Source organism: uncultured Serinicoccus sp. (genome assembly GCF_947500995.1).
Taxonomy (GTDB): domain Bacteria; phylum Actinomycetota; class Actinomycetes; order Actinomycetales; family Dermatophilaceae; genus Ornithinicoccus.
The window spans coordinates 253878-269278 of the sequence record NZ_CANMUA010000004.1 but is presented as its reverse complement, the minus strand read 5'-3'; the positions used below and the strand labels follow the sequence as shown (position 1 = coordinate 269278).

Genomic DNA, 15401 nt, shown 5'->3' with positions numbered 1-15401 from the left:
ACTGGAGACACCACGTGACCCACGACCGGCTGCCCGGTACCGAGACCTCGGGCGTGGGGCAGGAAGGCCCCACCGGCCGCCCGTTGCCCGACTTCGCCGCACCCCCGCCGCTGGCCAGCCACGGCCCGGCCCGCGTCATCGCGATGTGCAACCAGAAGGGCGGCGTCGGCAAGACGACCACGACCATCAACCTGGGGGCCGCGCTGGCGGAGTACGGCCGCAAGGTGCTCATGGTCGACTTCGACCCTCAGGGCGCGCTCTCGGTCGGCTTCGGGGTCCGCGCCCACGACCTCGACGTCACCATCTACAACCTGCTCGTCGAGCGTGGCCACGACGTCCGGGACGTCATCCAGCCCACCCGTTTCCCCGGCATCGACATCCTGCCGACCAACATCGACCTGTCGGCCGCCGAGGTCCAGCTCGTCGGCGAGGTGGCCCGCGAGCAGGTCCTGGCCCGCGTCCTGCGCCCGGTGCTCGACGACTACGACGTCGTGTTCATCGACTGCCAGCCCTCGTTGGGGCTGCTGACCGTCAACGCCCTCACCGCCGCGCACGGTGTCGTCATCCCGCTGGAGACCGAGTTCTTCGCCATGCGCGGCGTGGCCCTGCTCATCGAGACGATCGAGAAGATCACCGACCGGCTCAACCCGCGCCTGGAGATCGACGGCATCCTCGCGACGATGTACGACGGGCGCACCCTCCACTCGCGCGAGGTCGTCCGCAGCGTGGTCGACCACTTCGGCGACACCGTCTTCCACACCGTCATCAGCCGCACGGTGAAGTTCCCGGACGCCACGCTCGCCGCGGAGCCGATCACGACCTACGCCAGCACGCACGCGGGCGCGGAGGCCTACCGCCAGCTCGCGCGCGAGCTCGTCTCCCGCGGCGGCGCACCCTGAGCGAGGTGGGTACGCCCTCCGCCGCCAGCACGAGGCCCGAGACGCCGGGCGGGGTCCTGGTGTCGGGGAGGGCCGGGTTCGAGGTGCACCTCGACGTCTTCTCCGGGCCGTTCGAGCTGCTCCTGGGCCTCATCGCCAAGCACAAGCTGGACGTCACCGAGATCGCCCTGGCCCGGGTCACCGACGAGTTCGTCGCCTACCTCCGGGCGGCGCAGGAGGGGGAGGGGGAGTGGGACCTGTCGCAGGCGAGCGAGTTCGTGCTCATCGCCGCGACCCTGCTCGACCTCAAGGCGTCCCGGCTGCTGCCCAGCGCCCGCGAGGACGACGAGGAGGACCTCGCCCTCATCGAGGCCCGCGACCTGCTCTTCGCCCGGCTGCTGCAGTACCGCGCCTTCAAACAGGTCGCTGACGAGCTGCGGCTCCAGATGGAGGGCAAGGGCCGCATCTTCGCCCGGGACGTCGGGGTCGAGGAGCGCTTCGCCTCGCTGCTGCCCGAGCTCGTGCTGACGATCACCCCGGAGCAGCTGGCGATGATCGCGGGCCGCGCCATGATCCCGAAGCCACCGCCCACCGTCGGTGTGGAGCACCTGCACGCCGCCCAGGTCTCGGTGCGCGAGCAGGCCTCCATCGTCGTGTCCCGGCTGCGCGCACGCGGCAGCGCGAGCTTCCGCGAGCTGGTCGCCGACGCCGACTCGACGCTGGTGATCGTGGCCCGCTTCCTCTCCCTCCTGGAGCTCTTCCGCGACACCGTGGTGGCGCTGGAGCAGGACGAGGCGCTGGGGGAGCTGACCGTGCGCTGGACCGGTCCGGAGGGCGGCGACGTCGCCCCGGTGGGGGCGGAGTTCGACGAGGAGGTGGCCGATGAGCCGACCCGATGAGCAGGAGCAGCCCGGCATCGACGTGCGTAGCCTCCCCGGCGGCGCCCGGTCGGCCATCGAGGCCGTCCTCATGGTCGTCGACGAGCCGGTCACCGAGGAGGCCCTGGCCGGCGCCCTCGAGCTGCCGCTGGAGGAGGTCGGTGCGGCGCTCGACGCGCTCGCCCAGGAGTATGCCGAGGGTCAGCGTGGGTTCATGCTGCGCCGGCTCGGTAGGGGCTGGCGGATCTACAGCCGCCCGGAATACGCACCGGTGGTGGAGCAGTTCCTCCTGGGAGGCCAGCAGGCGCGGCTGACCCAGGCCGCCCTGGAGACCCTGGCGGTCATCGCCTACCGGCAACCCATCAGCCGGGCCCGGATCGGTGCCATCCGCGGGGTCAACGTGGACGGCGTCGTGCGGACCCTGCTGGCCCGGGGCATGGTGACCGAGGCCGGGCAGGACCCGACCGCTGGCGCGGTGCTCTACGGCACGACGGACCTGTTCCTGCAGCGGATGGGCCTGGACAGCCTGGACGACCTGCCGGCCCTGGCCCCCTATCTCCCCTCGGCCGAGGTGCTCGAGGAGCTCGCATCGGAAGGACTCGCATGAGCAACGGCAAGCAGCAGCGACCCGGATCCCGCGGTGGTGGCAAGAGCCACGGCGCGGGCGGATCCCGAGGGGGTGGCCGCTCCGGCGGTGGGCGCTCCGGAGGCGGCCGCGGCGGTGGCCCCGGCGTGCCCGCCCAGGGGGGCGGCGCCGGCCCCCGCCGTGCCGGGGGCAGCCGCCCTCCGCGCCGCCGCCGGCCCAGCACCCCGCCGGACCCGGCGTCCCGCGACGTCCACAGCCCGGAGGGCGTGCGCCTGCAGAAGCTGCTGGCAGGCGCCGGCTTCGGCAGCCGACGGGCCTGCGAGAAGCTCATCGAGGAGGGCCGCGTCGAGGTCGACGGGCAGGTCGTGGTCGAGCTGGGGGTGCGCGTCGACCCGTCCAGGCAGACCGTGCACGTCGACGGCGACCGCGTCGTCGTGGACACCGACAAGGTCTATCTCGCCTTCAACAAGCCGGCCGGGGTCGTCTCCACCATGGAGGACGACGAGGGCCGCCCCTGCCTGACCGACTACGTCGGCCACCTGTCCCAGCGGCTCTTCCACGTCGGCCGCCTGGACGTCGACACCGAGGGACTCCTGCTGCTCACCAACGACGGGGACCTCGCGCACAAGCTGCAGCACCCGGCCTACGGTGTCCCCAAGACCTACGTCGCGCAGGTGCACGGCGTCGTCGGACCCGGCGTCGGCAAGCAGCTGCGGGACGGTGTCCAGCTCGAGGACGGGCTGGCGAAGGCCGACAGCTTCCGCCTCGTCGACGACATCCCGGGCCACTCCATCATCGAGGTCGTGCTGCACGAGGGCCGCAAGCACATCGTGCGGCGGATGATGGAAGAGGTCGGCTACCCCGTCGAGGCGCTCTCCCGGGTCCAGATCGGGCCGATCCGGCTCGCGGAGCTGCGTCCGGGCAAGTACCGCGCGCTCTCCGCCGAGGAGGTCGCCCAGCTCTACCGCTCGGCGGGGGAGTAAGGCGCGAGGGTCCCGTGGGACTCGGTCATACCCCCGATCTCCACGGGACCGTCGTCGGCGGGGGAGCAGGCGGGCCGGGGGTCCCCCGGCGGGTAGGGTGGCGGCGTGTCCGCACCGCCTCTCACCGTCGCCATCGACGGGCCCTCCGGGTCCGGCAAGTCCTCCGTCTCCCGGGCGGTCGCCCGCGAGCTGGGCCTGGCCTACCTGGACACCGGGGCGATGTACCGCGCGTTGGCGTGGCACTGCCTCGAGCAGGGCCTGGACCTGGAGGATCGTGAGGCCGTGGCCCAGGCCGCGCGCGACCTGCCGCTCGAGGTGCCGACCGACCCCGACCGCCAGAGCGTCACCGTGGCCGGCACCGACGTCACCGGCGCCATCCGCGAGCAGCGGGTCACCGAGCAGGTGTCCGCCGTCGCGACCAACCTCGACGTGCGCGCCGAGCTGCGCCGCCGGCAGCGGGAGGTCATCGGAGCCCAGCGCGAGGCGCGCGGCGGCATCGTCGCCGAGGGTCGGGACATCACCACCGTCGTCGCCCCGGACGCCGAGCACCGCGTGCTGCTGACGGCCTCGGAGGAGGCCCGGCTGGCGCGGCGGTCCACCGAGCTGCACGGCGGCGCGGACGCCGACCAGGTGGCGGCCACCCGTGACCAGATCGTCCGTCGCGACGAGCAGGACTCCACCGTGAGCGCCTTCATGGAAGCCGCGGACGGGGTCGTGACGTTGGACACCTCAGACCTGACCTTCGACGAGGTCGTCGCGGCGGTGCTCGCCCTGGTCCGGGGCGAGGTCACGCCGCAGACCGAGCCGCAGGCACCGCACACCACCGACCCCGACGCCTGAGGAGCACCCATGAGCACGAGCACGAGCGAGAAGATCCAGGCCTACGCCCACCCCGAGCGCCTGGTCACCACCGCGTGGCTGGCCGAGCACCTCGACGACGAGGGCGTGGTCGTCCTCGAGTCCGACGAGGACGTCCTGCTCTACGACACCGGGCACGTCCCCGGCGCGCGCAAGCTGGACTGGCACACCGACCTCAACGACCCCCTCACCCGGGACTACGTCGACGGCGAGCGCTTCGCCCAGGTGATGTCCGAGCGTGGCGTCGCCCGCGACACCACGGTCGTCATCTACGGCGACAAGTCCAACTGGTGGGCCGCGTACGCGCTCTGGGTGATGACCCTCTTCGGCCACGACGACGTGCGGCTGCTGGACGGCGGCCGGGCGAAGTGGGTCGAGGAGGGCCGCGAGCTCACCACCGACGTGCCCGAGGTGACCCCCGCCGACTACCCGGTCGTGGACCGCGACGACAGCGCCGTGCGGGCGTTCAAGGCCGACGTGCTCGACCACCTCGGCCGGCCGCTGGTCGACGTGCGCTCACCGGGTGAGTACTCCGGCGAGCTGCTGCACATGCCGGACTACCCGCAGGAGGGCGCCATGCGGGGTGGGCACATCCCGGGCGCGAAGTCCGTGCCGTGGGCCCGCGCGGCCAACGAGGACGGCACCTTCCGCTCCCGCGAGGAGCTCGAGGCCCTCTACCTCGAGGAGCAGGGTCTGTCCACGTCCGACGACGTGGTCGCCTACTGCCGGATCGGCGAGCGCTCCAGCCACACGTGGTTCGTCCTCACCCACCTGCTGGGCTTCGAGAAGGTGCGCAACTACGACGGCAGCTGGACCGAGTGGGGCAACTCCGTCGGCGTGCCCGTGGAGCGGTGAGGTATGCCTGAGGACAGCGAGCGGACCGATCTGCCCGAGGCGATGGCCGAGCTCGCCGAGGACTTCCACGCGGTGAGCCAGCCCGAGCGGCTGCAGCTGCTGCTGGAGCTCTCGCGCGAGCTGCCGGCCCTGCCCGCGCGCTTCGACGGCAGCCTGGACACGATGGAGCGGGTCGACGAGTGCCAGTCTCCCCTCTTCCTCGCGGTCGAGGTCGAGGACGATCCGGAGCACACCGTCCGGCTGTTCTTCGACGCCCCGCCCGAGGCGCCCACCACCCGCGGCTTCGCGGGGATCCTCCACGAGAGCCTGGACGGGCTGCCGGCCCGGACGGTGCTGGACGTCCCCGACGACGCCCCCTACCGGTTCGGCCTGGCCGAGGCGGTCTCCCCGCTGCGGATGCGGGGCATGGTCGGCATGCTGAGCCGGATCAAGCGACAGGTGCGGCTGCGCGACGACGCCCGCACCGCCGAGGCCGGGCAGGAGAGCGCATGAGCGGGCCCCAGGACGACGGGGACGTCGAGGTCGAGTGGACCGGCGGTGACCCCGACGCGCTCCCCGACCTCGAGCCCAGCGAGCAGGACGAGGCGCTGGAGCAGGCCCTGCGGGCGGGGCTCGTCGACTTCGAGCTCTCCGAGGAGGACCAGGCGCTGGTCGAGCGCGGCGAGCTCCCGGAGGACGAGGAGGGCGCCGCGGGCGGCCGCCCGGTCGTCGCGATCGTCGGCCGCCCCAACGTCGGCAAGTCCAGCCTGGTCAACCGGATCCTGGGACGCCGCGAGGCGGTCGTCGAGGACGTGCCCGGCGTCACCCGTGACCGGGTCGCCTACGACGCCGAGTGGTCCGGTCGCCGGTTCACCGTCGTGGACACCGGCGGCTGGGAGGTCGACGCCCGGGGCATCCACCTGCGGGTCGCCGAGCAGGCCGAGGTGGCCGTGGAGCTGGCCGACGCGGTGATGTTCGTCGTCGACGCGACGGTCGGGGCCACCGACACCGACGAGCAGGTGGTCCGGCTGCTGCGGCGCTCGGGCAAGCCGGTCGTCCTGGTCGCCAACAAGGTCGACGACCAGCGCTTCGAGGCCGACGCGGCGATGCTGTGGAGCCTGGGCCTGGGTCAGCCGTGGCCGGTGTCCGCCCTGCACGGACGCGGCTCGGGCGACGTCCTCGACGCGCTGCTCGACGTGCTGCCGGACACCTCGGCGGTCGCCGGGGTCGGCGAGCGCGGGGGACCGCGGCGGGTCGCCCTCGTCGGGCGCCCCAACGTCGGCAAGTCCTCCCTGCTCAACAAGCTCGCCGGGACCGACCGGGTCGTCGTCGACGACGTGGCCGGGACCACCCGCGACCCGGTCGACGAGCTCATCGAGCTCGGCGACGACGGGAGGGTATGGCGGTTCGTCGACACCGCGGGCATCCGCCGGCGGGTGCACCAGACGCGGGGAGCCGACTTCTACGCCTCGCTGCGCACGCAGGCCGCGCTGGAGAAGGCCGAGGTCGCCGTCGTCCTGGTGGACGTCTCCGAGCCCATCGCCGAGCAGGACATCCGGGTGATCCAGCAGGTCGTGGATGCCGGGCGGGCGCTGGTCGTGGCCTACAACAAGTGGGACACCCTCGACGAGGAGCGGCGCTACTACCTCGAGCGCGAGATCGAGCGCGAGCTGGTCCAGATCACCTGGGCCCCGCGGGTCAACATCTCCGCGGCCACCGGGCGCAACGTCGCCAAGCTGGTGCCCGCTCTGGACACCGCGCTGGCCTCCTGGGACCGCCGGATCCCCACGGCCCGGCTCAACGCCTTCCTCGGGGAGGTCGTGGCCGGCCACCCGCACCCGGTGCGCAGCGGCAAGCAGCCGAGGGTGCTCTTCGCGACGCAGGCCGACACCCGCCCGCCGAAGTTCGTCATCTTCGCCTCGGGCTTCGTCGAGGCGGGCTACCGACGGTTCCTGGAGCGTCGGCTGCGCGAGCAGTTCGGCTTCGCCGGCACCCCGATCGAGATCTCGGTGCGGGTGCGGGAGAAGCGCCGCCGCTGACCCACCCGGGGATTGGGTCAGCCGGGCACCGATGGGCTAACCTGATCCTCGCCCAGCCGGGCGGACAACAGAACAACGGGATGTGGCGCAGCTTGGTAGCGCACTTGACTGGGGGTCAAGGGGTCGCAGGTTCAAATCCTGTCATCCCGACGAAAAGCCCTGGTGAGAGGTTTCCTCTCGCCAGGGCTTCGTCGTGTCCGGGGGCCGTGCGACGCGCGCGCCACGGCTGACCGGGCTGCCGGCCGACGTCGGGTGGTCGACGTCGGGGACTCGGGGTAGGAAGAGGCCTGGAGGCGTCCTCCCGCCGACGCCCGACCTCGAGACCAGGAGCGCCATGGACGCGAAGCACACCAACAGGACCCACGCCCGCCAGTCGACCAACGTCGACGACACGCTCTCCCTGAACCCGGTGTTCGTCCGCCCGGGCGAGGCGACCGAGCTGCCGAAGTTCCGCCTCCCGGACGGTCCGTCCCTGCCGGAGACGGCCTACCAGATCGTGCACGACGAGGCGATGCTCGACGGGAACTCCCGGCTCAACCTCGCGACCTTCGTCACGACCTGGATGGACGACGAGGCGAGGACGCTCTACGCCGAGGCCGCCGACAAGAACATGGTCGACAAGGACGAGTACCCGGCGACGGCCGCGATCGAGGACCGGTGCTGGCGCATCCTCGCGGACCTGTGGAACGCGCCCGACCCGTCCGACACGATCGGCACCTCGGCGATCGGTTCCTCGGAGGCGTGCATGCTCGGCGGGCTCGCCCTCAAGCGGCTCTGGCAGCAGCGCCGCCGGGCCGAGGGGACGTCGACCGAGTCGCCCAACCTGGTGATGTCCTCGGCGGTGCAGGTCGTCTGGGAGAAGTTCTGCAACTACTGGGACGTCGAGGCGCGCTACATCCCCGTCAACGAGGACCACCTCGTCCTGGACGGGCACGACCTGGCGCAGTACGTCGACGAGAACACGATCGGGGTGGTCGCGATCCTCGGCCAGACCTTCACCGGTCTGTACGACCCCGTCGAGGACATCGCCCGGGCGCTCGACGAGATCCAGGCGTCGACGGGCCTGGACGTGCGGATCCACGTCGACGGTGCGTCCGGTGCCATGGTGGCGCCGTTCTGCCAGCCGGACCTCGTCTGGGACTTCCAGGTCGAGCGGGTGAACTCCATCAGCACCTCGGGGCACAAGTACGGTCTGGTCTACCCCGGGGTGGGATGGGTCGTCTGGCGCAGCACCTCGGTGCTGCCGGAGAGCCTGGTCTTCCACGTCAGCTACCTCGGTGGCGACATGCCGACGCTCGCGCTGAACTTCTCCCGTCCCGGCGCCCAGGTGCTGCTGCAGTACTACCAGTTCCTCCGCCTGGGGCGTGAGGGGTACCGCCAGGTGCAGCAGAACTCGCTGGACGTCGCGCAGTACCTGTCAGACGGCATCGCGGAGATGGGCCCCTTCGACCTGGTCAGCCGCGGCGACACCATCCCGGTGTTCGCCTGGGTCCTCAAGGACGCCGAGACCCGGATGTGGAGCCTCTACGACCTCGCCGACCGGCTGCGGATGAAGGGGTGGCTGGTGCCGGCCTACCCGATGGCGGACGACCTGTCCGACGTCGTCCTGCAGCGCATCGTGGTCAAGGTGGGCCTGAGCCGGGACCTGGCCTCCTCCCTGCTCGCCGACATCCGTGGCGAGGTGCAGTTCCTCGAGTCGCTGACGACGCCGCTGCCGCGCGAGGCCGGGGGATCGCACTTCCACCACTGACCGACCGCGTCCGTCGACGGGTGACAGCCCCGTGGACCGCTGTTATGGTTCGCCACACCTCGCGCGACCCGGCCCCGCCTGCTCCTCGGCGTGACCGCCACAGCACCCGAGCCCAGAGAAGGTCAGGCCACCATGTCCGAGGACCGCCGCCCGCCCCGCACGAAGCTCGCCGACGACGCCCGCCGCGCGGGACGCCGCGCCGGTGCCTCCCTCGGCAAGCTGGACTACCAGCGCCCGACGTACCCGCACGACATCCACCCCGCCCTCGTGCCGGGGATCTCGGTGGACGAGCAGCGTCGCCGCTACAGCCTGAGCAAGACCGTCTTCGCGTTGGCCGGCGTGCTCACCGTCGCCTTCGTCATCTGGGGCGTGGCGGACTCCGAGGGGGTCGCGCGGGTCTCCGCGGCGGCCTTCGCCTGGGCGACGACCAACCTGGGGTGGCTCTTCAACAGCGTGGCCATCGTCATCCTCGTGGCGCTGCTCATCATCGCCTTCTCGCCCTACGGCAGGATCCCGCTGGGCAAGGACGGCGAGACACCGGAGTTCAGCACCTTCGCGTGGGTGGCGATGCTCTTCGCCGCCGGCATCGGCATCGGCGTGCTGTTCTTCGGGCCCTCCGAGCCGCTCACCTACTTCGTCACGCCGCCGCCGCTGACCAACCAGGCGGAGTCGACCGAGGCACTGCACCGGGCGATGGCGCAGACCTACTTCCACTGGGGCTTCCACGCCTGGGCGATGTACGCCCTGGTCGGCGGAGCGGTGGCGTACGCGGCATACCGGCGCGGGCGCAGCCTGCTCATGTCCTCGATCTTCCGCAGCCTGTTCGGCGCCCGGCACACCGACGGCTTCGCCGGCAAGCTGGTCGACATCTTCGCGATCATCGCCACCCTCTTCGGCACCGCCGCCGCGCTCGGCATCGCGGCCATGCAGATCGGGGCCGGGGTGAGCATCGTCTCCGGCGTGGACGAGCTGACCAACACGGTGCTCGTCGTCATCATCCTCGTGCTCACGGTCGGGTTCATCTTCTCCGCGGTGTCCGGCGTCGCCCGAGGCATCCGCTACCTGTCCAGCATCAACATCGTGCTGACCGTGGGCATCGTGGGGATCGTGCTCTTCCTGGGCCCGACCCTCTTCCTCATGAACCTGCTGCCCTCGGCGATGATGGAGTACCTCGGCTCCATGTTCGACATGATGGGTCGGTCGTTGTCGTGGGGCGAGGAGACCGCGGCCTACCAGTCCGCCTGGACCGTCTACTACTGGGCCTGGTGGATCTCGTGGTCGCCCTTCGTCGGGATCTTCATCGCCCGGATCTCGCGGGGGCGGACCATCCGCCAGTTCCTCCTCGGGACCATCCTCATCCCGTCCTCCCTGCTCTTCGTCGCCTACGGCGTCATGGGCGGGACCTCGATCTGGATGTACCGCGAAGGGCTGCCCGGCATGAGCGCCGACCTCGCGCCCGCCGAGGTGTTCTTCGCGGTGCTGGACAACCTGCCCTACGTCGGGTGGCTGCCCTTCGTCGTCATCGTGGTGCTCTCGATCTTCTTCATCACCTCGGCCGACTCCGCCTCGGTGGTCATGGGGATGCTCGCCAGCAACGGCGACCAGAACCCGCGGCGGTGGGTGGTGGTGTTCTGGGGCCTGGTCATGTCCGGGATCGCCGTGGTGATGCTCTCGCTCGGTGACGCGACCGCGCTCGAGGGCCTGCAGCAGCTGGTGATCGTCACCGCGGTGCCGTTCGCCCTGGTGATGCTGCTCATCATCGTCGCCTGGTTCGGGGACCTGCGCACCGACCCGCTGACGCTGCGCCACCTGTATGCCGAGAACGCCGTGCGCAATGCCGTGGTCGAGGGCGTGGACCAGTACGGCGACGACTTCGCGCTCGAGGTGGTGCACGCCCGGCCCGGCGGTGGTGCCGGCGCGGAGGTCGACTCCCAGCACGAGAACTACACCGAGTGGTACCGCCGGACCGACGAGAACGGCGACCCGGTCGACTACGACTACGAGACCGGCGAGTGGGGCGACGGGTGGACCGCCGAGGGCACGGGGGAGGGGGCCCCCGGGCCGGAGGAGGCAGCCGAGCCGGAGGAAGGCCCGGCTGCCGAGGGCTCCAGCCGCGACGACGCCGCCAACCGGAACCCGGTGTGAGCCAGCGAGCTGTCCGCGGTCGCGCCGGTGCGGGCGGAGGTGCGGTAGCGGCGGCAGTAGGACACGTGGCAGAGGTAGGAGCCACCCCGCAGGACGGGGTCGGAGCTGCCCGCGCCGAAGGCGCTGGAGGTCCACTCCCACACGTTCCCGGTCATCTGGTGCAGGCCGTACCCGTTCGCCGGGTAGGCGTCCACGGCCACCGTGCCCACCGGTGCATCGGGGCTGTCCGGGAAGGTGCCGGAGAAGGTGTTCATCAGGGGCCGGCCGCCCGGCTCACGGACCGCGCCCCAGGGGTAGGGCTGCTGGTCCAGGCCGCCACGCGCCGCGAGCTCCCACTCCGCCTCGGTCGGCAGCCGGGCGCCCACCCACCGGGCGTAGGCCAGCGCATCCGTCTGCGAGACGTGGGTGACGGGATGGTCGGGACGGTCCTCGGCACTGGACCCGGGCCCCTCGGGGGCCCACCACGTCGCTCCGGCCACCTGGCGCCACCACGGGGCGGCACGTACGGCGGGGGCGGACTCCCGGTGCTCCGGGGCAAGCAGACCGACGAACACGAAGGAGCTGCCGTGCCGCTCGGCGTCCGTGCGGTGCCCCGTCTCCTGCACGAAGGCCGCGAACGCCGCCACGGTGACGGTGGTGGGGGAGAGGGCGAACGGGTCGACGTGCACCGTCCGCACCGGACCCTCGCCGTCCTCGGGATAGGCCAGGGCGTCCTCGCTGCCCATCCGGAAGGTCCCGCCGCGCAGCCCGACGAGGGTGAGCCGGGACGGGGCCCGGTGGGCCAGCCGGGCGACCACGGTCGGGTCCGCCCTCGCGGGCGACGACGTCGCCGGCCGGGGGGACGGCATACCCGGGTCCGGGCGGGCGGGACCGCAGCAGGCGCCCACCGAACCACCTCCCAGGACGGACGACCGACAGGAACGACGCACCGATGACCGCACCGAACATCGTCGTCATCCAGGCCGACCAGCTCGCGCCGCAGGCGCTGGGCGCCTACGGTGACGAGGCCGCGCTGACCCCGCACATGGACTCCCTGGCCAAGCAGGGCGCGGTCTTCGACCGGGCCTACTGTACGACCCCGCTCTGCGCGCCCTCCCGGGCCTCGATGATGACCGGGCTCCTGCCCTCCGAGCTGGGCTGCTTCGACAACGGGGACGACTTCCCGGCCTCGGTGCCGACCTTCGCCCACCTGCTGAGGTCGGCCGGCTACCACACGGCGCTCGTGGGGCGCATGCACTTCATCGGGCCGGACCAGCACCACGGGTTCGAGCAGCGACTGACCACGGACGTCTACCCGGCGGACCTCGACATGGTCCCCGACTGGGAGCGGCCGCTGGACCAGCGGCTGCAGTGGTACCACGCCGCCGACCCGGTCTTCACCGCCGGCGCCGCGACGGCCACCGTGCAGCAGGACTTCGACGACGAGGTGCTGTTCCGCAGCCTGCGGCACCTGGACGACCGGGCGCGGGCCGACCAGGCGCAGCGACGGGCCGGGCGCCGGCCCCAACCGTTCCTCATGGTCACCTCCTTCATCCACCCGCACGACCCCTACGAGCCGCCGCGGGAGCACTGGGAGCGCTTCGCGGGGGTGTCCCTCCCCGACCCGGCCCACCCGCAGGTGCCGGACGTCGCCCAGGACCCGCACACGCACCGGCTGCGGACGATGAGCGGCTTCGACCGTCAGGACCCCGACCGCGGGTCGGTGGCGCGGGCCCGTCGCGCCTACTACGCCGCCGTCAGCTACGTCGACGACATGGTCGGGCGTCTCCTCCAGCGGCTGGACGTCCTGGGGCTGAGCGAGAGCACCGTGGTCGTGCTCACCAGCGACCACGGTGACATGCTGGGCGAGCGCGGCCTCTGGTACAAGATGTCGCCCTACGAGCGCTCGAGCCGGGTGCCCCTCGTCCTGCGCGGTCCGGCCGACCTCATTCGACCGGGGCGCTACGCCAACCCGGTGAGCCTGCTCGACCTGCTGCCCACGCTGGTCGAGCTCTCGTGCGCGGACGGCCCGCAGGCCGGCGGCGCCGGGGCCGGCGTCTCCCTGCTGGAGAGCGTCCGGCGGGAGGTGGCCGGCGCCTCACCGCGGGACCGGGGCGTCGTCGTCGAGTACCTCGCGGAGGGGACGCACCACCCCCAGGTCACCCTGGTCCGCGGACCGCTCAAGCTGGTGCGCTGCCCCGGCGACCCGGACCAGCTCTACGACCTCGAGGCCGACCCGCACGAGCTGCACAACGTCGTCGCCGAGCAGGGGTATGCCGACGACGCGGAGGCGATGCGGACCGAGCTGGAGAGCCGCTACGACCTCGCAGCCCTGGAGGCCGAGGTCCTGGCCAGCCAGCGGCGGCGGACCCTCGTCGCCCACGCCCTGCTCCAGGGCCGCACCCGCCCCTGGGACCTGGTCGTCCAGGAGGAGGAGCGCTACGTGCGCGGTGACTTCTGGGCGACGTTCCGCTACGCCAAGCTGGCCGACGACGACGCCTGACCCGGTGGCCGCGGGCGCACATCGTTGCGCATTCGTTGCCGTGACGCCCGGCGAGCAGGTAGCCAGGGCGTGACCTTCTCGCTAAGGTCGCATTGTCGACAACTAGACAATCAGCATACTGCGCTGTCCCGTGCGCGACCCCAAGGAGACGACCGTGGACGACCTCGCACGCCGGTTGGGCCTGAAGACCAACCCTCAGATCTTCTTCACCTCAGCCGGGTTGATGGTCCTCATCCTGGCCCTGCTGCTCATCTTCCCCGCCAGTATCGGTGACGGCTTCGCCGCGGCCCGGACGTGGGTGACGACCAACCTCGGATGGTTCTTCATCTTCGGGGTCACCGTCTGGCTCATCTTCCTCATCTGGATCGCCAGCAGCAAGTACGGCGACCTGAAGCTCGGCAAGGGCGACGAGGTCCCGGCCTACACCCGGGTCTCCTGGTTCACCATGCTCTTCGCCGGCGGCATCGGCACCATCCTCATGTTCTGGGGAGTGGCCGAGCCCATCTCCCACTTCACCACCCCGCCCTTCCCGGGGGTGGAGCCCTACAGCGCGCAGGCCGCGGAGGACGCGATGAACGTCGCGCTCTACCACCTCGGTCTGCACACGTGGGCCATCTTCACCCTGCCCGGTCTGGCCTTCGGCTTCTTCATCTACCGCTACGACCTCCCGATGCGGGTGAGCTCGGTCTTCTACCCCTTCCTCAAGGAGCGGATCCACGGCCCGATCGGCAAGACCATCGACGTCTTCGCCGTGCTCGGCACCCTCTTCGGGCTCGCGGTCAGCCTGGGCCTGGGCACCTCGCAGATCAGCGCCGGACTGTCCGAGCTGACCGGGGTCGGGGACAGCGTCCTCGTCCGGGTCCTCGTCATCACGGTGCTCACCGCCGTCGCGACCGCGTCGGTGGCCGTCGGGCTCGACAAGGGCATCAAGCGGCTGTCCAACCTCAACATCGGTATGGCGGTGGGCATGATGCTCTTCGTCCTCTTCACCGGTGGCGCGACCGTCTTCCTGCTGCGCTCGCTCATCGAGAGCACGGGCAACTACCTCGCCGCGCTGCCCTCGCTGGCCTTCTGGAACGACGCGCTGGCCAACGCCACCCAGGCCGACGGCTGGGGTTGGCAGGCCGGGTGGACGGTGTTCTACTGGGCCTGGACGGTCACCTGGGCGCCCTTCATGGGCGTGTTCCTGGCCCGCATCTCCCGCGGGCGCACGGTCCGGGAGTTCGTGGCCGGGGTGCTCGTGGCCCCCACCCTGTTCACCATCGTGTGGTTCGTCATCTTCGGGTGGTCGGCCATGGACATCGACGGCATCGGCGGGGACGGCGGGCCGATCTCGGCCGCGGTCGCCGAGAGCGTGCCGCTCGCGATGTTCACCTTCTTCGAGAACTTCCCGCTGACCACGCTCCTGCAGGGTCTGGTCATCGTCATCGTCGCACTCTTCTTCGCCACGTCCGCCGACTCCGCCGCCCTGGTCATCGACATGCTGTGCAGCGGGGAGAACGACGAGGGGCCGGTCGGGCAGCGGGTCTTCTGGGCGGTCTGCCTCGGAGCCCTGGCGGCGCTGCTCATCGTCCTGGGCGGGGACGAGGCGATCCCGGCGCTGCAGGAGGTCATCACCGTCGTCGGGCTGCCGATCTTCATCCTCGTCTTCGCGATGATCCCGGCCCTCTTCGCCGGCCTGCGGGCCGAGAAGAAGCGGGTCGAGCGCGGCGACCCGACGGTCACCCCGCAGGAACAGATCGAGATTGTCGAGGAGGAGGACGAGCGCCAGCGGGCGGAGGCCGCCCGGCAGCGCGAGGAGGCCGAGAACGGCGTCCCGGCGGCGCAGGAGGACGACGCCGAGGACCAGAGCAAGCAGCTCACGGCCGGGTCCTGACCACGAGCGGAGCCCGTGACCACCCTGAGGTGGTCACGGGCTCCGGTCGTCCCGACCCGACCTGTCGGTGCGCGACTGCACCGGTTAGGTCG

12 protein-coding genes, 1 tRNA gene and 1 pseudogene are annotated in these 15401 nt (G+C 71.6%); 13 read left to right on the top strand and 1 reads right to left on the bottom strand.

What is annotated here, in order from left to right:
• Positions 1-14 precede the first annotated feature (14 nt).
• From Q0967_RS08345 to Q0967_RS08295, 11 genes are all read left to right on the top strand, one after another.
• On the top strand, positions 15-899 hold the full coding sequence (locus tag Q0967_RS08345) for a ParA family protein (RefSeq protein ID WP_298749196.1): 885 nt from the start codon (positions 15-17) through the stop codon (positions 897-899).
• A gap of 56 nt (positions 900-955) precedes the next feature.
• Positions 956-1777 (top strand): ScpA family protein, encoded by an 822-nt coding sequence (locus tag Q0967_RS08340; protein WP_298749704.1) that lies wholly within the window; start codon positions 956-958, stop codon positions 1775-1777.
• Entirely contained in the window at positions 1761-2363 is a 603-nt protein-coding gene (gene scpB / locus Q0967_RS08335; RefSeq protein ID WP_298749198.1) for an SMC-Scp complex subunit ScpB, read from the top strand. Before Q0967_RS08340 ends, scpB begins: the two co-directional genes overlap by 17 nt.
• A gap of 125 nt (positions 2364-2488) precedes the next feature.
• Positions 2489-3325 carry a pseudouridine synthase gene (locus tag Q0967_RS08330; RefSeq protein ID WP_363321984.1) on the top strand — a complete coding sequence of 279 codons (837 nt, stop codon included), beginning with the start codon at positions 2489-2491 and terminating at the stop codon, positions 3323-3325.
• 105 nt (positions 3326-3430) lie between these two features.
• Positions 3431-4165: a (d)CMP kinase gene (gene cmk / locus Q0967_RS08325; protein WP_298749202.1), complete on the top strand. Its 735-nt coding sequence runs from the start codon at positions 3431-3433 to the stop codon at positions 4163-4165.
• A gap of 9 nt (positions 4166-4174) precedes the next feature.
• Positions 4175-5038: a sulfurtransferase gene (locus Q0967_RS08320; RefSeq protein ID WP_298749204.1), complete on the top strand. Its 864-nt coding sequence runs from the start codon at positions 4175-4177 to the stop codon at positions 5036-5038.
• Between the two features lie 3 nt (positions 5039-5041).
• Positions 5042-5530: a SufE family protein gene (locus Q0967_RS08315; RefSeq protein WP_298749207.1), complete on the top strand. Its 489-nt coding sequence runs from the start codon at positions 5042-5044 to the stop codon at positions 5528-5530.
• Positions 5527-7056: a ribosome biogenesis GTPase Der gene (gene der / locus Q0967_RS08310; protein WP_298749209.1), complete on the top strand. Its 1530-nt coding sequence runs from the start codon at positions 5527-5529 to the stop codon at positions 7054-7056. The genes Q0967_RS08315 and der overlap by 4 nt, the downstream gene beginning before the upstream one ends.
• A gap of 76 nt (positions 7057-7132) precedes the next feature.
• Positions 7133-7206: transfer RNA gene (locus Q0967_RS08305), tRNA-Pro, on the top strand.
• Between the two features lie 184 nt (positions 7207-7390).
• The gene (locus Q0967_RS08300; protein WP_298749210.1) at positions 7391-8806 is read left to right on the top strand and encodes a glutamate decarboxylase; all 1416 of its coding nucleotides are present in this window, start codon (positions 7391-7393) and stop codon (positions 8804-8806) included.
• 132 nt (positions 8807-8938) lie between these two features.
• A complete protein-coding gene (locus Q0967_RS08295) occupies positions 8939-10951 on the top strand; it encodes a BCCT family transporter (RefSeq protein WP_298749213.1) in 2013 nt (670 codons plus the stop codon).
• A gap of 38 nt (positions 10952-10989) precedes the next feature.
• Here the strand turns inward: Q0967_RS08295 and Q0967_RS08290 are convergent.
• Positions 10990-11676: pseudogene (locus Q0967_RS08290) on the bottom strand (SUMF1/EgtB/PvdO family nonheme iron enzyme); the annotation flags it as partial.
• 206 nt (positions 11677-11882) lie between these two features.
• On the opposite strand from Q0967_RS08290, the gene betC reads away from it, so the two are divergent.
• Positions 11883-13433 carry a choline-sulfatase gene (betC, locus tag Q0967_RS08285; RefSeq protein ID WP_298749215.1) on the top strand — a complete coding sequence of 517 codons (1551 nt, stop codon included), beginning with the start codon at positions 11883-11885 and terminating at the stop codon, positions 13431-13433.
• A gap of 154 nt (positions 13434-13587) precedes the next feature.
• Positions 13588-15309, top strand: coding sequence for a BCCT family transporter (locus Q0967_RS08280; RefSeq protein WP_299449586.1), 1722 nt, complete (start codon positions 13588-13590; stop codon positions 15307-15309).
• Positions 15310-15401 lie beyond the last annotated feature (92 nt).